Below are 21100 nucleotides of genomic sequence, written 5' to 3'. Positions count from 1 at the left end.
CATTTCCCTAATGTCTATTCAGCCCAACAGGAATGATTGAACTGAATAGTCATTGAATTACTCAACAATTTTAGCCAGCCCTTTCTCGACCAGCCCCCTAATATCATTTTCGTTATAACCAATGTTTTGCAGAATATCCGACGTGTCCATGCCGTGAGATGGCATACCGCGCCAGATTTGCCCCGGATTGTTTTTAAATTTTGGCATCACGTTTGGACCACGACAGGTACGCCCGTCCATGGTTTGCCAACTGGTGATGGATTCACGGGCAATATATTGTGGATTGGTTTCTAATTCTGGAATGGTAAGTACCTTGGCGCTGGCAATATTCAGCTCCGCCAAGCGCGCTAGAACAACATCAATGTCACGCGCACCTAGCCACTCATCTAATTTTTCTTCAACAAGTGGGCCATACGGGCACTCAACACGGTGAATGAGCTGCGTGCCTTCAGGAATTTCTGGTGTACCCAATAAGTGAGCAAGACCAATATCTTTGAAGATTTCTTGGATCTGAGTAATACCCACAATCTCCATTACGATATAACCGTCTTTACAGCTATAAAGCCCACAACCGGCATAATACGGGTCTTTTCCTTTCGTCATGCGTGGGCAAATTTCGCCGCCGTTAAAGTAGTCCATCATGAAATACTGCCCCATACGCAACATCACTTCGTACATGGCAATATCAATACTTTCGCCTTTACCTGTTTTTTGAACTTTATACAGTGCCGCTAAAGCGGAGGTGGTGGCGGTCATGCCAGAAAAATAGTCTGCGGTATACGGGAATGCCGGCATTGGCTGGTCTTTATCACCGTTTTGAATTAAATAGCCGCTGAATGCTTGTGCAATGGTGTTATACGCCGCAAGGTTGGTGTATTGCGGGTCGCCGTATTGTCCGAAGCCTGATAAGTGGGCGATCACCAATTTCGGGTTATGCTCCCACAATAATTCATCGGTGATCCCTCTGCGCGCAAAGGCTGGGCCTTTACTGGCTTCGATAAAAATATCCGTCGTTTCCATCAGTTTAAGGAACGCTTCTCGACCTTCATCTTTAAAGATGTTCAGCGATAGCGCCCGTAGATTGCGGCGAGATAGTTGCGGGTAATTAGGTTGAACACGAATGGTATCAGCCCATGCGACGTTTTCGATCCAAATAACCTCCGCGCCCCATTCTGCGAACATTTGTCCGGCAAATGGGCCTGCAATTTCAATCCCTGAAAATACCACCCTAACCCCAGATAGCGGGCCAAACTCGGGCATTGGTAAATGCTCTGCCATTTTCTCATCTCCTGTGAAACTAAAGTGATCTCCCGAAAATCTCAGGAGATCAATCAACGACTAACCTCGATTAGCGATACTGTTTCAGTACGCTACGACCTAATGTCAGTATTTGCATTTCATCTGAACCGCCTGATACACGATCCACACGCAGGTCGCGCCAGAATCGTGCGATACGGTGTTCACCCGCAATACCCACACCACCGAGGACTTGCATTGCTGAATCCACAACTGCAAATGCTGCGTTTGCACAGAAGTATTTACACATTGCCGCATCACCAGAGGTGATTAAACCGTTGTCACTCTTCCATGCAGTTTCATATAACATGTTGCGCATCGAATTGAGCTTGATCGCCATATGTGCAAATTTTTCTTGAATTAATTGATAACGACCGATGGCTTCACCAAACTGAACACGTTGGTTGGCATAGCGTGCCGCATCTTCAAACGCACACATTGCTGTACCGTAGTTGGTCAATGCCACTAAGAAGCGCTCATGATCAAACTCTTCTTTCACACGGTTAAAGCCATTGCCTTCACGACCAAACATGTCTTTTTCATCAAGTTCCACGTTGTCGAACGTAATTTCGCAGCAGCTATCCATGCGCAGACCCAGTTTTTCAAGTTTGTTCACCTTGATACCCGGCTTGCTCATGTCTAAGAACCACTCAGTGAAAACAGGTTTATCCGGTGAATCTGCATCGCGGCTCATCACCACGATGTATGGGGTGTACGCACTACTGGTGATAAAGCATTTGCTACCGTTTAAGTACACTTTTCCATTACGGCGAGTGTATGTAGTTTGTAAGCTACCAACGTCAGAGCCTGCGCCCGGTTCAGTAATAGCGGAGTTCCACATCTGTTTACCCGTACCACGGAACGCCATGATTTTGTCGATTTGCTCTTGAGTTCCTTCACGCAGAACTGTATTAAAACCACCCGGTAATTGGTATAGAACATAAGTAGGAGCACCAAGGCGACCTAATTCCATCCATACCGCAGCAACCGTAATAAACCCCGCATTTAAGCCACCGTGCTCTTCGGGGATCAGCAGGTTATCGATTTCCATATCCGCTAAGGCTTTTACAAAACGCTCTGGGTATTTGCTTTCGCGGTCACACTCGGCGAAATAGCTTTCCCAGTTCTCACTTGCCATCAGTTCACGGATCCCTGCGACAAACAGTTCCTGCTCATCATTCAATCTAAAATCCATATCAATAACCTCTTCAATGTTGTTTCTGAAATATTGTTTCTAAGTAAAATTGTTTCTGAGTAAATTAATCGTTTTTCCAATGCACTCTTGCATCTTTAATAAAGGAGAGCGTTACCATGATGTTCACGAAAAAAAGTGGGCATCCTCCGGCAATAATCGCTGTTTGAATTGGTTTCAGTCCGCCTAATGCCAGTAAGACAATGCCAATCACGCCGACAAGAACAGACCAACCAATACGCACTAATAACGGTGGCTCCTCTCCATCTTTCACTGCGCGACAAGTCGACATCGCGAGAGTGTATGAACAGGCGTTAATCAGTGTGACAGTGGCGATAAAGCAGAGGATGAAGAAGCCCCAAATTGTTACAGTGCTCAAAGGTAAAGCGGCCCAAGTTTCAATGATGGCTCGTGCAACACCGAACTCTTCAATCAACTTAGGAATGTTAATAACGTTTTTATCAATCAGTTGGAGCGTGTTACTACCGAGAATGGTCCAAATTAAGGTGGTACCTGCGGTTAAGCCTGCAACCATACCTAAACATAATTCACGAACAGTACGTCCTTTGGAAATGCGTGCGAGGAAAATACACATTTGAATCGCGTAGATAACCCACCAAGCCCAATAGAACACAGTCCAACCTTGAGGGAATCCACCTTTGCCAACGGCATCGGTATAGAACAGCATGCGTGGCATATACATTAATAATACGCCGACGGAGTCTGTAAAATAGTTAGCGATAAAGCTCGCGCCACTGACGATAAGCACCCATCCAAGCATTAAGAAACTTAAATAGCTGCGTACATCACTGGCGGCTTTCACCCCCTTTTGCAGACCAAATGCTACACACACTGCATTGAGGATGATCCAGCAGAAGATAATGATCGCATCGAGCTGCAAGGTATGTGGAATACCAAACAGATATTGAATACATTCAGTCACCAGCGGTGTTGCCAGACCCAAGCTGGTTCCCATCGCTAAGATCAATGCAACCAAATAGAAGTTGTCGATAATGGTTCCAAACCAGCCATTGGCACGCTTCTCACCCACCAGCGGAGCCAGCGTACTACTTGGGCGGATCACATCCATTTTACGAACAAAGAAAAAGTAAGCGAAAGCAACAGAGAGGAAGCTGTAAGTTGCCCACGGCAGCGGGCCCCAATGGAACAAGCTGTAAGCTAACCCGATACTTTTGGCTTCATTAGAATAAGGTGCAAAATCAAACGGCGGCGATGAAATATAGTAATAAATTTCAATCGATCCCCAGAACAGCACCGCGGCTGAAGTACAAGATGCGAACATCATAAAAATCCAGCCAGCTCGGCTAAATTCTGGTTTTTCATCCCCTAAACGTTTCTTCGCATAAGGTCCGAAAATTAACCAAAACCAACCACCAAACATAATGACCATATACCATTCAAATGCCCATCCCCAGACATTGGTGACATAGCTAAAGACTTGGTTAATCACTTCGTTTGATGCATCAAGATCACGTACTGTTAGCCAGCACAGTAACCCGACAATAATTAATGGTGGGAAAAAAACTTTCGGTTCTATTCCGACCTTTTTATTTTCTTTGCTCATAGGTCTATTCCAATTTATTATTTAATACATAAGTTTTAAAACAATAAATATTTAACATTCATTTAATGACTTCTAAATAAATGTCTCTTAAATATGCCCAATTACTTATTATCAATAGCCAATTAAAGATTAATTAATTTATTTACTATTTGAATCATGTCGGCTCACCAATAACAATTCTGTTATTAAGGTCACAATATTATTCGTGATAAAGATTTGTTATTAACTTCCACGTTAAAAATAAAATAATAAATCAATAAAAACAAAGCAGTAAAATATAATGTTAGGTTAATGTTATTAAACTCATTCAGTATTGGTGATTAGGATAGCAATATTGAACATTAGCTTGCTAACTTGATGATTTTTACAGTATTGGTGAGTAATGTAACAGTATGAATATTTAAACTCGCTTTAATTTAAGGCGTTCAATATTGGTGATGTAGGTTTTATTTTTAAATATCCAGTTTGTGATACTCATATAAATATTAAACCACAACTGTTCCATTTATTTTATTCTAGGAGATGTAATGAATATTATTACATGCTACAAATCTGTTCCTGATGAACAAGATATTGTTGTTAATAGCTCAGATGGTTCTTTAGATTTTTCTCGCGCTGACACTAAAATTAGTCAATATGATTTAAATGCCATTGAAGCTGCTAATCAAATAAAAGCGCAGCAACCAGAAAGTAAAGTTATTGCGTTAAGTATTGGTGGCAAAGCACTGACCAACATGAAAGGTCGTAAAGACGTTTTATCCCGTGGTCCCGATGAATTAGTCGTGGTGGTTGAAGACCAATTCGAATATGCCCTGCCACATCAAAGCGCGATTGCCCTTAGTGCCGCAGCCAAAAAAGTGGGCTTTGATTTGATTCTGTGCGGTGATGGCTCCGCTGACCTCAACGCCCAGCAAGTCAGTATTTTAATGGGAGAAGAGCTGCAAGTTCCTGCTATTAATGGGGTCAAAAAAATCCTATCTATTGCACCAGATACCATTGTTGTTGAACGTGAGCTCGAAGACGAAATCGAAACGTTATCCATTCCACTACCTGCGGTTATTGCAGTGACTTCAGACATTAACGTCCCTGTTATTCCATCGATGAAAGCCATTTTAGGTGCTGCGAAAAAGCCTGTTCAAGCATGGACGGCTGCAGATATCGGTCTTGGTGATGTCGCGGCGTTATCGACTCAGTCGATTGCTGCACCAAAACAAAAAGTTCGTCAACGCATCATTATTGAAGGCGATGGCGATGACCAAGTTGCACAGTTCGCTGAACACTTAAGAAAAATCATTAAATAATAGGGGGAGTTATGAGCAAATTATCAACCGTTTGGGTACTGAGTGACATGACTTCTCGCTTACCTGAACTGATCGGCGGCGCACTGACTCTTGGTGAACATGTCAACGTTATCGCATTGGATGACGCGCAAACCACGCAAGCTTTTCAACTCGGCGCAAACCAAGTCATTCAATTATCCGGCAAACCTGATGACCGCATTATCGAAGATTATGCAGATACCGTCGTCAATGTGATTAAGCAATATGGTGATACTGGACTGCTGTTACTGCCAAACACACGCCGTGGAAAACTATTGGCGGCACGTTTAGGCGCAAGACTACAAGCCGCAGTCTCGAATGATGCTGCCACTGTCGTCATCGAAGATAACAAGCCCGTTATCAAGCACATGGTCTATGGCGGTTTGGCGTTCGGCAGTGAAACATTAAGCAGCTCATTTTCCATTGCCACAGTGGCGACTGGGACTTTTGATGCCGCGTCAAGTAATGCATCACTTAGCGGTACAGCCCAAGTTGCACAATGGGTCGAACCAAAACAGTCAATCGAATCAAAACAACCTGTTGTACGTACCTCGGTTCAGCAAAAAGCAGGTAACTCTGTTGAGTTAGACAAAGCGCGCCTTGTGGTCAGTGTGGGTCGAGGCATCGGTAGCCAAGAAAATATTGCCATTGCTAAAGCATTAGCGGATTCCATTGGTGCTGAAATTGCGTGTTCCCGCCCTGTGGCTGAAAACGAAAAATGGATGGAGCATGAACGCTATGTAGGTATTTCCAACCTGATGATCAAACCTGAACTGTATCTTGCAGTCGGTATTTCAGGGCAGATCCAACACATGGTTGGCGCTAATGGTGCTCAAACGATTGTTGCCATCAATAAAGACAAAAATGCCCCTATCTTCCAATTTGCAGACTACGGGATTGTTGGGGATCTCTTTAAAATTCTTCCAGCACTGACTCAGCAACTGGCCAAATAAACATCCTAAGTAGTGGGGGGAACTCCCTCACTACCGCATTAAGTTTGGAGACACTATGTCCGATGATATTTTTGATGCAATCATAGTAGGAGCTGGTCTGGCTGGCTCAGTTGCTGCACTGGTACTTGCCCGTGAAGGTGCTCAAGTTCTCCTAATTGAAAGAGGAAACTATGCGGGCGGCAAAAACGTAACAGGTGGGCGCATGTATGCTCACAGTTTAGAGCGGATCATTCCTGGGTTTACCAAAGAAGCGCCTATTGAGCGCATGATCACCCACGAAAAGCTCTCTTTTATGACCGAAACCGGTGCAATGACGGTGGATTACCAAAATGGTGACCCGCAAAAACCCGAAGAAACCTCATGGTCCATCCTGCGTGGAAAACTGGATCCATGGTTGGCTGAACAAGCTGAAAATGCAGGCGCACAGTGCATCACAGGGATCCGCGTTGATAAGCTGGTTGAACGTGATGGCAAAGTCGTTGGCGTCGAAGCTGACGGTGATGTACTCGAAGCCAAAGTGGTGATCCTTGCCGACGGCGTAAATTCCCTTCTAGCAGAACAATTGGGCATGACAAAACGCGTCAGTGCCGAGCATGTCGCTGTCGGCGTCAAAGAACTGATTGAGCTGCCAAAAGACGTTTTACAAAACCGCTTCAACCTCCAAGGTAACGAAGGTGTTGCGTGGCTATTTGCAGGCTCGCCAACCGATGGACTGATGGGCGGTGGTTTCCTTTACACCAATGAAGATACGATTTCGTTAGGGCTGGTGTGTGGTCTACACCACATTAAAGATGCCAAAAAATCCGTTCCACAAATGCTCGAAGATTTTAAACAGCACCCTGCTGTCGCACCATTAATTGAAGGCGGAAAAATGATTGAGTACGCCGCCCATGTGGTGCCTGAAGCGGGTTTAAAAATGCAATCTGAACTGGTTCGGGATGGTGTTCTTGTTGCTGGGGATGCCGCAGGTATGTGCATGAACTTAGGCTTTACCATCCGCGGTATGGATTTAGCCGTCGCCTCAGGTGAAGCCGCAGCTCAAGCCGTACTCAGCGCAATGAAAAAAGAGGACTTTAGCAAGCAAGGCCTAAGCGAATACCTCACTTTGCTGGAACAAGGCCCACTGCGCGATATGAAAGCCTACCAAAGAATGCCTGAATTCTTAGATAACCCGCGCATGTTTACCGCATACCCGGAGATGGCACTTGGTATTGCCAAAAAACTGTTCACCATCTCAGATGAAGCCCCAGTGCCTCTGCGCAAAACCATGCTGCAACATGCGAAAAAAGTCGGCTTTATGAACCTAATTAAAGACGGAATTAAAGGAGTGAGAGCGATATGAGTGCTCCCGTAAACGTTGATGTCAAACTCGGTATTAACAAATTTAATGTCGATGAAGAGATCCCCCATATCGTTATCAAAGAACAACCTGATATGGCGGTACTCGAAATATTAACCAAAGCCTGCCCAGCAGGTTTGTATAAAAAACAAGATGATGGCTCGGTACGTTTTGATTATGCCGGCTGTCTTGAATGTGGGACATGCCGCATTCTGGGTCTCGGTAGCGCACTGGAAAAATGGGAATATCCACGCGGTACTTTCGGTATTGAGTTTCGATACGGCTGATATAGCTAGCGCTTACTCTCGAAGCGAAGTTATCCCATAAAGTTATATTGCTTCGAGAGCTTTTTTTTATTTTATTGCGCTAATGCAGGTAACGACTATGCAACCTAAAAGCTTTGATGACATCCAGTTTTCCTCAGTCCACCGCCGCATTATGTTGTGGGGCAGCGGTGGGCCTTTTCTTGACGGTTACGTATTAGTCCTCATTGGCGTTGCCTTAGAGCAGCTCACTCCAGTACTTAATTTAAGTAATGAGTGGATTGGTTTACTCGGTGCGGCCACGTTAGCGGGGCTGTTTATCGGTACCTCTTTATTTGGCTATATCTGCGACCAAGTCGGTCGCCGTAAAATGTTCCTGATTGATATTGTGGCCATTGGTGCAATCTCCGTCGCCACGATGTTTGTTTCAACGCCTTTACAGCTTCTGCTAATGCGCTTTTTAATTGGCATTGTCATCGGGGCTGACTACCCGATAGCCACGTCGATGATCACCGAGTTCTCTAATACTAAACAGCGCGCTTTTGCTGTCGGGTTTATTGCGGCAATGTGGTACGTCGGCGCCACTTGCGCCAACCTTGTGGGTTATGCTTTATATGATATTGAAGGTGGCTGGCGCTGGATGCTCGGTAGTGCCGTAATCCCCTGCATCGTGATTTTAATCGGTCGCTTTGATTTACCTGAATCGCCACTTTGGCTGATCCGCAAAGGCCGACATCAAGAGTGCCAAAAGATGATGACCAAATTATTTGGCCAACCTGTGGTATTTGAAGCAGAAGAACAAAAGAAAACCCGCTTTATCGATATTTTTACCAAACGACACTTCTCCTTTGTCTTATTCACCGCGACGATTTGGACTTGCCAAGTGATCCCTATGTTTGCCATTTACACATTTGGCCCACAAATTGTCGGGGAACTTGGTTGGGATCAAGGGAAAAATGCCGCGCTCGGCAATGTCGTCATTAGCCTATTCTTTATGCTCGGCTGTTTACCTGCAATGTACTGGCTCAACCGAATGGGCAGAAGGCCATTACTGATAGGCAGCTTTGCAATTATGACCTGCGCACTGGCGATCCTCGGTTTATTCTCCAACCTAGGGATCTGCTTGGTGATCATTATGTTCGGTATCTACGCTTTCTTTTCTGGCGGGCCAGGAATATTACAATGGCTATATCCGAACGAACTTTTCCCGACCGATATTCGCGCTTCCGCTGTTGGCGTGATTATGTCCATAAGCCGCATCGGAACCATTTTTTCAACGTGGGCACTGCCTGTCTTTATTCACGAATATGGCATTAGCCATGTGGTACTCATGGGGGCAGGCGTTTCGTTAGTTGGCTTAGTCGTTTCTATCCTATTTGCGCCAGAAACCAAAGGGTTAACTTTAGCGCAAACCTCCAAGATGAGCATAATGAAAAGAAAATAGCCTTTTGTTAGTGATTACGATTAATCAAGCAGAAAAAGACATGCTATTTATTCTTGTTCACACGAACATGAATGTAAAAGAGTATTCTTTGTAGCAAACAGGTAAATAGACAACGCCTCCCTATTTTGAATAAAAATACCCAGCTGATTAATTAAAATCTACCATTAAAAACAAAATATAATACTATTTGATTTCTCTTGATTTACGTTTTATTTCCTCATAAAAAAAATAACCCGCCCGATAAATAGTTGATAAATGCGATGAAATTCACATTTCTAGGGTTATCCTTTAAAAAACGCTCAACAAAACAGCATCTTTTAGATTAATATATTTCAATATCGTTAGATTTTAATCATTCATGCAATTATTTACGCAATAACAAATTAATTTTAAACTTCAATTTCTGATAATCTATATAACTTATTAAAGTCGCAATTTTAACCAAAAAGATCTCATTAGGTAGATTTTCTCTATTTTGATTCTTGCAACTCTTCTATCTTTAGCTTTCATACGTTCTAAAACCAGATTATTTAAATATAACCTTTAGATTTAATTATTAATACTTTCACCTTTCTAATTAATAAAATATAAATCAAGGAGTAAAAATGCATAAAATAATAATAGATTGTGATCCTGGAGTTGATGATGCAGTGGCTATTTTTCTCGCTATGGCATCACCTGAAATAGAAATAATCGGGATAACGACAGTCGCTGGGAATGTAGAGTTAGAAAAGGTTCACTGTAATGCAAAAAAATTACTGACATTAGCGAATAGGTTAGATATTCCTCTCGCTAAAGGCTGTGATCGTCCATTAATGAGCAAAACCGGAAATAAAACTAATGTTCATGGTTCAGATGGGCTAGCTGGGATACTCCTACCTGAATCTGAGCACCACAATGATTCTGGTCACGCGGTAGATTTTATTATTGATTCTGTCATGTCAAATCCTGGTGAAATAACATTATGCACAATAGCCGCCCTCACCAATATTGCTTTAGCTATCATTAAAGAACCAAAATTAGTTGATAATATAAAAGATATTGTTGTCATGGGGGGCGCTGCATTTACACAAGGAAATATAACACCAGCCGCTGAGTTTAATTTTTATGTCGATCCTCATGCTGCTCATATTGTTTTTGATAGTGCGCGGCATATCACTATGCTTGGTTTGGATGTAACAAGCAAAGCTGATATAAGAGCGGGTTTGTGTACTGCTTTGGAAAAAGGTGGTGTTATTGCTCAGACCGTGGCAGAAATGTGCCGAAGATATGCCGAATTTGATCCTTTCCTTCATGACCCCTGCGTTATTGCCTACCTAATTCACCCTGAAATTTTTTCAGGTGTTGAAGGTTCTATCACTATTGAATATGAGTCCAAAAGATTATTTGGCCATAGTTTTGCTACCACACCTAATGTTACTCATCACGGTTTAGAAACGATGAATTGTAAAATTATTACTGATGTCGATGCATCGAAATTGATGTCTTTAATTGCAGAGCATATTTTAACTCTTTGAGATAAAGCTTACCTCAACAAGGTAAATACTCAGAATCTCTGATACGCATCTATTGAAATGATAATTTTTACATCACGATTGTATTTTGGCATAAAAAGCCCCCCAGCAATTGGTTATTCAACTATTGGGGGTCACTTCATCGAGTGACGCTTTTTTACTTTCCGTAAACTAAAAAATTCATCTAGCTAGATTTCAGCTTCTGTCGGTTATTTAGAGATTAATTCAACTTTATCGCTTATTAAAAATTGAATACCCGTAAGATCATTTCCATAAACATCTCTCAATTCCCATTCTTTTTTTAAAAAATGGCCGCTTAATAAGGAATCTATCCGAGCTAAATCAACTTTTATTTTTTCATTAGAATCAATATTGAGTTTTGTCTGTAATTTATAGCGAAGAAATTCCAGCATAATAATGCTTGCATTACATATCGCATATTGGTTTATTAACGCCAAATTCCCACCAATGACATAACATTCCCAGTTATGGTGAACATCAACAATCGCATCTAATTCACTATTTTCATATAATGGCATGACGCCATAAAACATCTGAAGAAGAAAAAGAATTTCACACTCAACTAGGCAATCATCCGAAGATGAAAAACTCGGGAGCTTATCTCTAATTAACTGAATATAAGCACAAGCTTGTTGAAATTGATCTAGGCTTAAATTTGTTTCAACACCATAAAACTGTGTTGAACGGCTATACGTATGGGTTAACTGATATTTCATAATATAATCATTTGGGATTGATGCTTTTCAATACTCTTGAAAAATAAATAACATGTTTTCCAAAATACAAATCGCAATTTTAAATTAATTAAAAACCGTATCTTTATAAGAGCATCTAATTCAATATCAATTGTTTAAAACAAAGAAACAACATCAATTATTACACATACAAAAAAGATAGCGCCATGAATTAAAATTCAATAATAAAAACCACTCCATGAAAATCAAAAATAGACTCATTATTAATAAATCAAAATTGATTATAGTCCAACATTTTATTAATGATAATATTTTTTCAATTAAACAAACAAAAAATCAATTATATTTATTTTTATATTAAAAATTGATTTTCTTTTTTAGATGGAGATCAAATGAAAAATAACATTGATAGTTTAAATATAACCATATTTAAACTATCAATTTCAGACTAATGAAAGAACGTTGGCGAGCAAGAAAAAGAATTATTTCATCTTTACGGCATAATTACTTTCCAAGTCATCATCACCGCACTGCATAAAATCAGCAGTAACGTAATATATTGGAAAGTCCGTTCAGACAATTTCACCAGTAAATATTTTGCCAGCGGCATCACTAACAGAGCCCCTGCACACAAAATTAATGCCAGTTTTAAATCCGTATGACCATCTTGCGCATAAGCTAGCGCCGAAGAGCCCGATAACACGGTCGTCACCACAATCGATGTACCAATGGCTTGCTTGATATTTAAATCCATATAACGCAATAACATTGGCAGAACCACGACTCCGCCGCCAACCCCTGTTGCACCTAATACTATTCCCGCCAATACCGCCGGGATCGCCATCGCTTTCAATTGATTTTCTTTCACGGCAACTTTTTTACGCGGATTAGCAAAAAACATCCGTTGAATAAATAAATACAACGAAAAAATAATAGCCGCGGAGACCAACACATTAATGCCCCACTCCACCTGTTTTTCATAAGCAGGGATACTGCCTAGCCACGTCACAAACAGGCTGGATAAAAACGTACTTGGCAACATAATCGCCAAAACTATCAATGCCCCTTTTAGTGGAATATTGCCTAAGCGAAAATGCATGTATGACGAAGAGACCTTCATCAGCATAGAGAGAAAGTTAGCAGTTGCCACTGCAGCTAAGGCATTAAGCCCAAAAAAGTAAGTCAGTATGGGTAAAACAATCACACCGCCGCCCACACCGGTTGTGCTTATAATCAAGCCAATCAGTGCGCCGATGGCTAACTCTGTGACAATCATGGTGGTTTATCCTGCCTGAGTAACGGCTTGTCGACCTTTTTGCAATGCGATGTCTGCATCTTCATTGGCAAGGGTTAAATATTTGAAAAATAGCGTATCGAATATCACCATCTGCAATACTTGAGGCGTGATCACTCCCAGCTGAGAGTGTTGTTCATCATAGTAATATGGCAGCGTTAAATCCGCGAGACGCGCCGCATCATCTTGCCCAAAGCGCGTTAAAGCAATCGTCGTACAGCCATTTTCATGTGCCGACTTCAGCATTCGGTTAATTTCTGGCGTATTGCCCCTTGCTGTCACGGCGATGGCGAGATCCCCTTCACCTAAATTTGCCGAATAGCTCAGTTGCACATGCAAGTCAGGGCTAAATAACGCCGATTTATTAACGCGAATAAGCTTATGGAAAATATCATTCGCTACAATCGCAGACGAGCCAATACCAAATAGCACAATGCGCTTGGCTTCAACCAATTTTTGCGCGATGGCATCAACCGCGGCGGGCTCTAGCAGTTCTAAGGATTTCTCAATCGCGCTAATAAATAACTGCCCAGATTTCGCGATAATCTGAGCTGTGTCATCGTTACGGCTCAGATTGCCATACAAACTTTCCGCTTTGTGTTGCTTCTCGTCAGATAGATAATCGACCTTAAATTCAGGATAGCCACGGTAGCCCATTTGCCTTGCAAAACGAATGACGGATGCACTGCTCACGCCAGCCTCACGAGCCAATTCAGCGGCATTCATTGCCACAAGGCTATCGCGATATTCCAGCAAAAACTTTGCAATACGCTGCTCTGTGCCTTTGCCTCTCGTCAATAAGCTTTCCAATTTTACTGTCAGTGCTGACATGGCTATACCTTCTTATTATTTTTCTGGATCGTTGAAGCCTATTATCATACTGGCAATGAAACCGACAATCCATGCGCCTGCTACCGCAATCAGAAAATCCAGAATTTGCCCATCACCCACCAGCGGAATTAAGGATAAACCCGCGGTACCAAATGGAATGATAATCCCCACATGGAAGAACGCCATCAGCGCACCGCCCGCGGCCCCACCGATACAGCCTGCAATAAACGGTTTACCCAGCGGTAAGGAAACCCCGAACAGTAATGGCTCACCCACACCGAAGATACCGACGGGTAATGCCCCCACTAAGGTTTTCTTTAAACGCTGATTCTTGGTTTTCAGGAACACCCAGAAACATGAACCGACTTGTCCCATTCCGCCCATAGCTAAGATCGGGAATAAATAGTTCAAACCAAAAGTTTGTAGGATTTCCGCGTGAATGGGGATCAAACCTTGGTGCAGACCAGTTAATAATAAGAACAGGAAGCTGCCACCTAAGATGCCGCCCGTTGCTACTGCCCCGCCGCCACTACTCAGCAACGCCACAGAAACCCCTTGCGCCAGCACTTGGTTCAGATAATGACCCGCAGGTTGGAAGACGACTAACGCCACCATTGCTGAGACTAAAATCGTCACAAATGGCGTCACAATCAGATCCAAACTCTCTTTGATGATACCTCTAAACCACACTTCAAATTTAGAGGAGAACACCACCACCATCAGCACCGCGAAAATTCCGCCGCTATTTGGTTGGAGTTTTTCACCAAATAAGGTGATATCGGCCAAGCCTGGCATCGCTAAAAGCCCTGCCATCACCGCACCTATTGATGTTGATGCGCCTAATTCTTTCGCAGTATTTACCCCAATCATAATGGATAAATAAGTAAACACGGCGCTACCGATCAGCTTTAATAACTTAAACAGCTCAGGGAACTGCTCAACTACTCCCGGCGCCACTAAACGCACAATATTAATCAACCCCATAATTAGACCGCAACCAATTAGCGCAGGAATGGTTGGGACAAAAATGGCGGCTAATGTATTCAGCATACGGCGGATAGAGAACGATTTTTTCTCTGGCGCTGATGGCGTACTTTCATCACTCGCCACGCCGCTGTTTTGCATTCTTTTATTCATCACAGAGAAGACTTTTGCCGCCGTCCCCATGCCCACAATCACTTGCTGTTGTTCACCGTTAAAGACAACGCCCTTCACGCCTTCCACTTGCTTGAGTGCATCTGCATCAAATTTACTATTATCTTTTAAAACCAGACGGATACGCGTCATACAGTGGGTTAAGGTACCCACGTTTTCAAACCCGCCCGCATATTTTTCTATTTCTCTGGCGAGCACTTCCAGATGTTCTATCTTATTAGCCATAGGATTTCCCCGGTGTCGACTGAGTTATGACTCTGTTTATGTTATGTTTTACGCTATTCACTGTGACTGTTTAGCATCGAATCCAAGCTGGTATTCGGGTTGCGCTGAACAATCTCTGTCGCTTGTTGTGCAGTAATATTCAATTCATTCATTAAAATGGCACGACGCGGGTGGTAATCCACTTGCTTCAATAATGCTGCTGCAGTGTCTACATCAATCCCGCACACTTCCCCTACAATACGTTCAGCACGACGCAGTAATTTAATATTACTCGCCATCACATCGACCATTAAATTGGTATGAATTCGCCCTAAGCGCCCCATGACACAGGTGCTTAGCATGCCTAAAATCATTTTCTGTGCAGTCCCGCTTTTCATGCGCGTGGAGCCAGAAAGTACTTCCGCCCCCACATCCGGCGCAATGGCATACTGCGCTAAATCACTGAGCAAACCGTGTCCACGGGTGGTTACCCCCACGGTTAATGCCCCGATTTGATTACCATATTCAATCGCAGCTAGGGTAAATGGCGTTCGTCCACTTGCCGCAATACCGATAATCACATCTTTTTCCGTTGCGCCGCGTTCCTGTAGCTCTTTCACCGACGCTTCCGTTGAGTCTTCAATATTTTCAACGGCTTTCAACATAGCCGAATGACCGCCCGCAATAATCGATTGCACCATTTCTGGCGATGTACCAAATGTTGGCGGACACTCTGCACTGTCTAATACCGCCAGTCGCCCACTGGTGCCAGCGCCTACATAAAAGATCCGCCCGCCTTGTTTTAAACGATCCGCAATCACATCCACCACATTGGCAAGCTCTGGCAATACCGACTGCAATGCCGTTGCGACCGTGCTATCAGCCTGATTGATCACCGTTAACATCGATAAGGTATCTAAGCGAGAAAACTGCAATGTGTCCTGGTTAAGTTCATTGTTCAAACAATCACTAAGCGTATTTTCGGTTACTGACATGGCACACCTCAACTGAAACTATATTTCATTAAAAAATACTATTTATGAATTTTAATTTCAATTCTAATCATAACAAGTTATTCACTTGTGATGATTTACGTGACTGGTCTCACAACAACAACATGAAAAAGTGTGAAAGAGCCGGTGGCAACGTTATAAACCGTTTAAGGCTACCACCGGATGAGGGTTATTTGACGAGCTTACAGCTTCCGAAAGCGGAAGGGATATGGAAGTCTGGCTTCACTGAATCTGGCTTGATCCAACTGATCCACTTACGCACTTGCTTAGGCTCACCGGCACTAAACTCGCCGCGCAGAATGGCGCACATCAAGGTTTTCTTGTCACTATCTTGCCAAAGATTCAGCTTAGTGAATTCATCCAGATCGATTTTCCCCGTTAACACATAACCTTCAGGGGTAATTTGCCCAACCGTTTTCAGTGTTTGCCAATTCCAGCTTGGATCTACTTCACGGTAAAAATTGGCTTTCGCATCAAATGTACGACCTGATGGATCCATTTCAGCCGTGTAATACGGTTTTAATTCAGGGCTGGTTGCAAAGAATAATTCCACGCGATCTGAGCCCAATACCGCCTGATCTTTATCAGCGTCTTTGCCTAGCTGAATGTCTTTATCATCCGCAATAAAGCGAAAATAGAGCGCATTATCGCTCCATAATGCACGGAAATCGGTTTTTGGTGGTGTCTCATTTTCCCACGGATAGATAAAGTCAGTGAGCACTTCAGCCTGCTCCCAAACTGCTGCTTTTTGAGCATCTTCAAGGGAATTAATCTGCACAGTATGATGAATGGGGTACTCTTTTGCCGCTACACTGGCGGTCACTAACAAGGTTGTTGCTGCAAATAGGGTAGTTAATTTCATGCCTTGCCTCACTTTATCGGTTTTATAATGTGCGAATAACATCATGGTGTTTTTTATAACGGAATCGTTATGACAGTATTCTTTACAACTGCAAAGAAATTAAATTTCATAACATATAACGAATATAGAATTAAAATTTCACCAAGAGCAAGGCATGTTCAATAAAAACCCTCACATTGTGAAGAGGCTCACTGTTTATAATTTCACTATTCTGACCTTAAATTTAAGGCTAACTTTTCACGAATCGCATCGATAACCACTCTTATTTTTAGCGGTAGAAAGGACGTTGCGACCCACACGACAGAAATTGGGTAACGAACACTTTGATAGTCAGATAAAACCTCAACAAGCTGCCCCGAGTCTATTTTTTCTTGCACCAACCACTGTGGTAAATACGCAATTCCCGCCCCTTGAATTGCCGCCAACATAATTGTTTGCATATCGTCCATAACCAATTTACTGGTGGGTAAATAGCGGTGCTCTTGCTGAGCTCGGTCATACACTTGCCAAGGCAAAATGTGTCCGCCTTGTGTGTAGGCTATAAGTTGATGCTTTTCTAATTCTGAAAGTGCTGTCGGCGTACCATTTGCCGTTAAATAATCGGGGGAGGCACAAAAAATCATTTTATGGTGGCCAATTTCATGTGCAATCAATTGGTTTGAATCAGCCAGTTGCCCCACTCGCACTGCAACATGAACCCCTTCTTGCTGTAAATCCACATTCCGGTCATTCAATAACGTCTCAATTTCCAATTTAGGGTAAAGGCTCATTAACTCAATCAGCAGCGGGACAACATATAAGTTTCCCAATAGCCGAGGAGCGGTAATACAGACTTTCCCTTCAACATTACGTTTGCCACTTTCCAAGAAATTTGACGCTTCTTGCAGAGAATTCAGCGCATGACTCGCATATTCATAAAGTACCATTCCATCATCTGTTAATGTTTGCTGACGGGTAGTCCGCTGAAACAATGAAACACCTAGGCTATTTTCTAAACGCGAAATACTTTTGCTCACAGCTGAACGTGTTACATGTAGCCGCTCAGATGCCGCGGTAAAATTTCCGCTCTCAACCACAGCAATAAAAATAGGTAAACAGTTCAAATCTAACTTGTTCATATTGGTGCCCAATTGGAAACAATATAAGGAAAGAATATCACTCATTGTCAACTTATCAAGCCAGATATACTGGCCACATCCTAAGTTGATAAGGAACAATTCGATGAAAATTTTAGTTATCAAATCCAGTATTAACGGTGCACAATCGCAAACCAATACCTTAATTCAGCAATATCTGGATGAACGTAAAGCCCAAGGCTATCAAGACTGTGTTATCGAGCGTGATGTGGCAGAAAACCCATTACCCGTTCTCAATCAAGCCCGTTTCGCAGCATTAAGAGGCGCGGAAATTAGCAATCCTGATTTAAAAAATACAGCAGAGCTTTCTGACCAACTGATTGCAGAGCTTAAAGAGAGTGACTTACTTCTCCTTGGTGCGCCAATGTACAATCTCAATGTACCAACTGAATTGAAAAATTGGTTTGATTTAGTAGTTCGTGCTAGAGAAACTTTTCGCTATACCGAAACCTACCCACTGGGGTTAGTAGAAAATGTCAAAGCGCTGGTGTTTAGTGCTCGAGGCGGCATTCATTATGGGCAAGAGACCGATGCAATTACCCCTTATTTAAACTCTGTATTAGGGTTAATGGGTATTAACGATGTTCAGTTTGTCTATGCAGAAGGTTTAGATATGAAACCCGAAGGTTATGAGGCAGGACTCGCCAAAGCTCAACAACAATTAATGCTTCTCATTCATCATTAAGTTTCATAATTAAATAAATCCCCACTCTACATTATTTAATCCGTGGGGATTTTGTTTTCATTTAATTAACGAAAAATACTTACTTACAACTGTTAATTTTCATCTAATGCATTGTATTAATTAAAATTTTAATAGTTTATTTCTTTATAAAAACAAACGACACCGCAATACTACACACCATAAAAACTCTCATATTGAGTAATCAAAAGAGCAAAATGAAAGCAAATATTATATATTGTATCATTTTGTTTCATTTCAGGATTAATAAATAGATTTTATTTATTGATCTGCGTCATTATCAAAAAATTATTTTATTTAACTTAAAATTTAACTCATAAAAAGAGTAATTTACTAGCCGATATTCTAGGTTTTTTATTTCATTTGAATGTAACATTATATTTCATCATATTTTGAGTATTTACATCATTATTTAACCTATCTACAATTCGCCTCGTTTTGAAATCATCCAATTATACAACTCATATTTAACCAACCTAGGTAATTAACTAATTATCAATATAATGAAACTAAATGAAAAAATAGGAAGATTTATTAGAAATGCACGGATAAGCAAAGGATTATCTGAAAAAGAATTAGCATCATTAATATCAATCAGTCAGCAACAAATATCAAGATATGAAAGAGGAATATCGACATTAAGTATTGAAAATATTTTAAGACTTTTAAATGTATTAAACATCCCCTTCGATGAATTCAGTAGCAAGGTAATAAAGCCAGAACAAAATAGACTTTTCAATTTGCTAATTGATGAGCTAGAAACAGACGGTGTAATTCATGTAGGCAATCTCAAAAATACATAAATGTATTTTTCGGAGTGCATGCTTTATTTTGAATGCAAGCACCAAACAAGAAATAAACCCTTTTAAAATTTTATCTAATGGAAAGTAATATAATGAAACTTAAGTTAATCGCTATCGCATTACCTATCTCTCTAGCTTTATCTGCAAATGTATTTGCAGCAGAAGAAGCTCCTAGTGCTCCAGAAGAATTAGCTCCTGTGACTGTTGGCGGTGGTATTGTTAATTTTACTGGTACAATTGTGAACACACCTTGTGTTATTGATAACGACGATGCTTCACAAACAGTTAATTTAGGTCAATACCGCCAAGATGGTTTTGATGGCAAAGATTCGGTGTCATCACCTGTTGGTTTTGATATTAAATTAACCGGATGTGCAACTGAAACATTTAAAAACGCCTCTCTGACTTTTGATGGTACTACCATTCTTAACGAAGAAAAAATCCTTGCTCCAGTAGCATCTCAAAGTGGGCAAACAACCGCAACTGGCGTGGGTATCCAAATTTTACAAAACAACAAGTTAGTAACTGTTAATGGCTCAAAAGCAACGGATGCTATTAAGCTGAATGAAGGTGACAGTACATTACGCTTCCAAGCACAGTACATCGCATTAGCAAATGAAGTGACTGCGGGTTCTGCTAACGCATCTGCCAAGTTCACGATTACTTATCAGTAATATTTCTGTCTTAGCACCCGTGTCATAGCGGGTGCGCATTATTTATATCCGGAGTTTTTATGTTTTCGTTACCTAAAGCAAGTCATTATTATCAATGGCTGGTTTCACTATTCTATTTTGGTTTTTCTTCACTTTGTTTAGCGGGTGGAATTACACTTGATAGCACCCGAATTATTTACCCACAAGAAAGTAAGCAAATTACTACTGGTATTCGAAATACCTCAGATAAATCAGCTTTTCTAGTTCAAACTTGGATTGAGGACTCCAAAGGAAATAAAATAAGCGATTTTATTTCCACGCCACCTTTATTTACTAGTGCACCAAAAAATGAAAATACCATTCGACTAGTTTATGCGGGTGAACAATTAGCGAAAGATAAAGAATCGCTATTTTATTTTAATGTAAAAGCCATTCCATCCATTGACCGAAATGAATTAGCTGATAAGAATGCATTAATCCTTGCCGCTGTAACTCGAGTTAAACTTTTTATTAGACCCAAAGGATTAAAAATCACACCAAAGGAAGCTGAAAACCTTATCCGATTTAGCAAGATTGATAACCAGAAAATTAAAATATCAAATCCATCGCCGTATTACATGACCTTAACTGACCTTCGTTCAGGAAATAATGAATTACCATCAACGATGATCGCGCCATTTAGTCATATCGAGGTTAATGCACCAGCAGGATTTGACACCAGTAAACTGATGTTTAGTTCAATTAATGACTTTGGTGGGATCACTTCGCCAAAACCAGCCATTTTCAATTAAGAATTAATCTATTTTATTTCAAATGGAAATAAGG

20 protein-coding genes are annotated in these 21100 nt (G+C 41.6%); 10 read left to right on the top strand and 10 right to left on the bottom strand.

The genetic code is table 11. The annotated features are described in order from the left end of the window. Positions 1-57 precede the first annotated feature (57 nt). The 3 genes from caiB to caiT all read right to left on the bottom strand — a co-directional run bounded on the left by caiB (position 58) and on the right by caiT (position 4073). On the bottom strand, positions 58-1278 hold the full coding sequence (caiB, locus tag QS795_RS03845) for an L-carnitine CoA-transferase (RefSeq protein WP_154604522.1): 1221 nt from the start codon (positions 1276-1278) through the stop codon (positions 58-60). 70 nt (positions 1279-1348) lie between these two features. Then, a complete protein-coding gene (gene caiA / locus QS795_RS03840) occupies positions 1349-2491 on the bottom strand; it encodes a crotonobetainyl-CoA dehydrogenase (protein ID WP_036954121.1) in 1143 nt (380 codons plus the stop codon). 64 nt (positions 2492-2555) lie between these two features. Beyond that, the gene (gene caiT / locus QS795_RS03835; RefSeq protein ID WP_036954118.1) at positions 2556-4073 is read right to left on the bottom strand and encodes an L-carnitine/gamma-butyrobetaine antiporter; all 1518 of its coding nucleotides are present in this window, start codon (positions 4071-4073) and stop codon (positions 2556-2558) included. A 527-nt stretch (positions 4074-4600) separates the two neighbouring features. Between caiT and fixA the strand changes: the two genes are divergently transcribed. The 6 genes from fixA to QS795_RS03805 all read left to right on the top strand — a co-directional run bounded on the left by fixA (position 4601) and on the right by QS795_RS03805 (position 10908). Further along, entirely contained in the window at positions 4601-5374 is a 774-nt protein-coding gene (fixA, locus tag QS795_RS03830; protein ID WP_154639425.1) for a putative electron transfer flavoprotein FixA, read from the top strand. Between the two features lie 11 nt (positions 5375-5385). Continuing rightward, entirely contained in the window at positions 5386-6345 is a 960-nt protein-coding gene (locus QS795_RS03825) for an FAD-binding protein (RefSeq protein ID WP_286270944.1), read from the top strand. Between the two features lie 55 nt (positions 6346-6400). After that, positions 6401-7687 (top strand): FAD-dependent oxidoreductase FixC, encoded by a 1287-nt coding sequence (fixC, locus tag QS795_RS03820; protein WP_036954109.1) that lies wholly within the window; start codon positions 6401-6403, stop codon positions 7685-7687. Next, positions 7684-7971 carry a ferredoxin-like protein FixX gene (fixX, locus tag QS795_RS03815; RefSeq protein ID WP_154604519.1) on the top strand — a complete coding sequence of 96 codons (288 nt, stop codon included), beginning with the start codon at positions 7684-7686 and terminating at the stop codon, positions 7969-7971. The genes fixC and fixX overlap by 4 nt, the downstream gene beginning before the upstream one ends. 97 nt (positions 7972-8068) lie before the next feature. Next, positions 8069-9391, top strand: a complete 1323-nt coding sequence (locus tag QS795_RS03810; RefSeq protein ID WP_286270949.1) for an MFS transporter — start codon at positions 8069-8071, stop codon at positions 9389-9391. A 605-nt stretch (positions 9392-9996) separates the two neighbouring features. Continuing rightward, complete coding sequence (locus QS795_RS03805; RefSeq protein ID WP_318626890.1) at positions 9997-10908, top strand: nucleoside hydrolase; 912 nt, start codon at positions 9997-9999, stop codon at positions 10906-10908. 206 nt (positions 10909-11114) lie between these two features. Here QS795_RS03805 and QS795_RS03800 read toward each other — a convergent pair whose 3' ends face one another. From QS795_RS03800 to QS795_RS03770, 7 genes are all read right to left on the bottom strand, one after another. After that, positions 11115-11642 carry a hypothetical protein gene (locus tag QS795_RS03800; RefSeq protein WP_286270955.1) on the bottom strand — a complete coding sequence of 176 codons (528 nt, stop codon included), beginning with the start codon at positions 11640-11642 and terminating at the stop codon, positions 11115-11117. Positions 11643-12114: 472 nt separating this feature from the next. Then, positions 12115-12897 carry a sulfite exporter TauE/SafE family protein gene (locus QS795_RS03795; RefSeq protein ID WP_154604515.1) on the bottom strand — a complete coding sequence of 261 codons (783 nt, stop codon included), beginning with the start codon at positions 12895-12897 and terminating at the stop codon, positions 12115-12117. A 6-nt stretch (positions 12898-12903) separates the two neighbouring features. After that, positions 12904-13746 (bottom strand): MurR/RpiR family transcriptional regulator, encoded by an 843-nt coding sequence (locus QS795_RS03790; RefSeq protein ID WP_286270960.1) that lies wholly within the window; start codon positions 13744-13746, stop codon positions 12904-12906. A 15-nt stretch (positions 13747-13761) separates the two neighbouring features. Beyond that, the gene (locus QS795_RS03785) at positions 13762-15126 is read right to left on the bottom strand and encodes a PTS transporter subunit EIIC (protein ID WP_286270962.1); all 1365 of its coding nucleotides are present in this window, start codon (positions 15124-15126) and stop codon (positions 13762-13764) included. Between the two features lie 53 nt (positions 15127-15179). Then, the gene (gene murQ / locus QS795_RS03780; RefSeq protein ID WP_286270964.1) at positions 15180-16100 is read right to left on the bottom strand and encodes an N-acetylmuramic acid 6-phosphate etherase; all 921 of its coding nucleotides are present in this window, start codon (positions 16098-16100) and stop codon (positions 15180-15182) included. 187 nt (positions 16101-16287) lie between these two features. Further along, on the bottom strand, positions 16288-16980 hold the full coding sequence (locus tag QS795_RS03775) for a sugar-binding protein (protein ID WP_286270966.1): 693 nt from the start codon (positions 16978-16980) through the stop codon (positions 16288-16290). A gap of 206 nt (positions 16981-17186) precedes the next feature. Beyond that, positions 17187-18098 carry a LysR family transcriptional regulator gene (locus tag QS795_RS03770; RefSeq protein WP_154604510.1) on the bottom strand — a complete coding sequence of 304 codons (912 nt, stop codon included), beginning with the start codon at positions 18096-18098 and terminating at the stop codon, positions 17187-17189. A gap of 103 nt (positions 18099-18201) precedes the next feature. Here QS795_RS03770 and QS795_RS03765 point away from each other — a divergent pair, with 103 nt between their 5' ends. From QS795_RS03765 to QS795_RS03750, 4 genes are all read left to right on the top strand, one after another. Next, on the top strand, positions 18202-18801 hold the full coding sequence (locus QS795_RS03765) for an FMN-dependent NADH-azoreductase (RefSeq protein WP_181478074.1): 600 nt from the start codon (positions 18202-18204) through the stop codon (positions 18799-18801). A 521-nt stretch (positions 18802-19322) separates the two neighbouring features. Further along, a complete protein-coding gene (locus tag QS795_RS03760) occupies positions 19323-19622 on the top strand; it encodes a helix-turn-helix domain-containing protein (protein ID WP_132496236.1) in 300 nt (99 codons plus the stop codon). Positions 19623-19714: 92 nt separating this feature from the next. After that, positions 19715-20296 carry a fimbrial protein gene (locus QS795_RS03755; protein ID WP_286270974.1) on the top strand — a complete coding sequence of 194 codons (582 nt, stop codon included), beginning with the start codon at positions 19715-19717 and terminating at the stop codon, positions 20294-20296. A gap of 59 nt (positions 20297-20355) precedes the next feature. Next, complete coding sequence (locus QS795_RS03750; RefSeq protein ID WP_286270979.1) at positions 20356-21066, top strand: fimbria/pilus periplasmic chaperone; 711 nt, start codon at positions 20356-20358, stop codon at positions 21064-21066. Positions 21067-21100: the final 34 nt, after the last annotated feature.

Source organism: Providencia zhijiangensis (assembly GCF_030315915.2).
Taxonomy (GTDB): domain Bacteria; phylum Pseudomonadota; class Gammaproteobacteria; order Enterobacterales; family Enterobacteriaceae; genus Providencia; species Providencia zhijiangensis.
The sequence above is the reverse complement of the archived record's forward strand: the minus strand, read 5'-3'. Positions and strand labels throughout refer to the sequence as shown.

Bases quoted from the DNA above. Each gene is read 5' to 3' on its own strand.
- QS795_RS03785 (WP_286270962.1), bottom strand. From the start codon at position 15,126: ATGGCTAATAAGATAGAACATCTGGAAGTGCTCGCCAGAGAAATAGAA.
- QS795_RS03775 (WP_286270966.1), bottom strand. From the start codon at position 16,980: ATGAAATTAACTACCCTATTTGCAGCAACAACCTTGTTAGTGACCGCC.
- QS795_RS03800 (WP_286270955.1), bottom strand. From the start codon at position 11,642: ATGAAATATCAGTTAACCCATACGTATAGCCGTTCAACACAGTTTTAT.
- QS795_RS03790 (WP_286270960.1), bottom strand. From the start codon at position 13,746: ATGTCAGCACTGACAGTAAAATTGGAAAGCTTATTGACGAGAGGCAAA.
- QS795_RS03810 (WP_286270949.1), top strand. From the start codon at position 8,069: ATGCAACCTAAAAGCTTTGATGACATCCAGTTTTCCTCAGTCCACCGC.
- QS795_RS03765 (WP_181478074.1), top strand. From the start codon at position 18,202: ATGAAAATTTTAGTTATCAAATCCAGTATTAACGGTGCACAATCGCAA.
- QS795_RS03750 (WP_286270979.1), top strand. From the start codon at position 20,356: ATGTTTTCGTTACCTAAAGCAAGTCATTATTATCAATGGCTGGTTTCA.
- QS795_RS03760 (WP_132496236.1), top strand. From the start codon at position 19,323: ATGAAACTAAATGAAAAAATAGGAAGATTTATTAGAAATGCACGGATA.
- caiT (WP_036954118.1), bottom strand. From the start codon at position 4,073: ATGAGCAAAGAAAATAAAAAGGTCGGAATAGAACCGAAAGTTTTTTTC.
- fixC (WP_036954109.1), top strand. From the start codon at position 6,401: ATGTCCGATGATATTTTTGATGCAATCATAGTAGGAGCTGGTCTGGCT.
- QS795_RS03755 (WP_286270974.1), top strand. From the start codon at position 19,715: ATGAAACTTAAGTTAATCGCTATCGCATTACCTATCTCTCTAGCTTTA.
- QS795_RS03795 (WP_154604515.1), bottom strand. From the start codon at position 12,897: ATGATTGTCACAGAGTTAGCCATCGGCGCACTGATTGGCTTGATTATA.
- QS795_RS03805 (WP_318626890.1), top strand. From the start codon at position 9,997: ATGCATAAAATAATAATAGATTGTGATCCTGGAGTTGATGATGCAGTG.
- murQ (WP_286270964.1), bottom strand. From the start codon at position 16,100: ATGTCAGTAACCGAAAATACGCTTAGTGATTGTTTGAACAATGAACTT.
- fixA (WP_154639425.1), top strand. From the start codon at position 4,601: ATGAATATTATTACATGCTACAAATCTGTTCCTGATGAACAAGATATT.
- fixX (WP_154604519.1), top strand. From the start codon at position 7,684: ATGAGTGCTCCCGTAAACGTTGATGTCAAACTCGGTATTAACAAATTT.
- QS795_RS03770 (WP_154604510.1), bottom strand. From the start codon at position 18,098: ATGAACAAGTTAGATTTGAACTGTTTACCTATTTTTATTGCTGTGGTT.
- QS795_RS03825 (WP_286270944.1), top strand. From the start codon at position 5,386: ATGAGCAAATTATCAACCGTTTGGGTACTGAGTGACATGACTTCTCGC.
- caiB (WP_154604522.1), bottom strand. From the start codon at position 1,278: ATGGCAGAGCATTTACCAATGCCCGAGTTTGGCCCGCTATCTGGGGTT.
- caiA (WP_036954121.1), bottom strand. From the start codon at position 2,491: ATGGATTTTAGATTGAATGATGAGCAGGAACTGTTTGTCGCAGGGATC.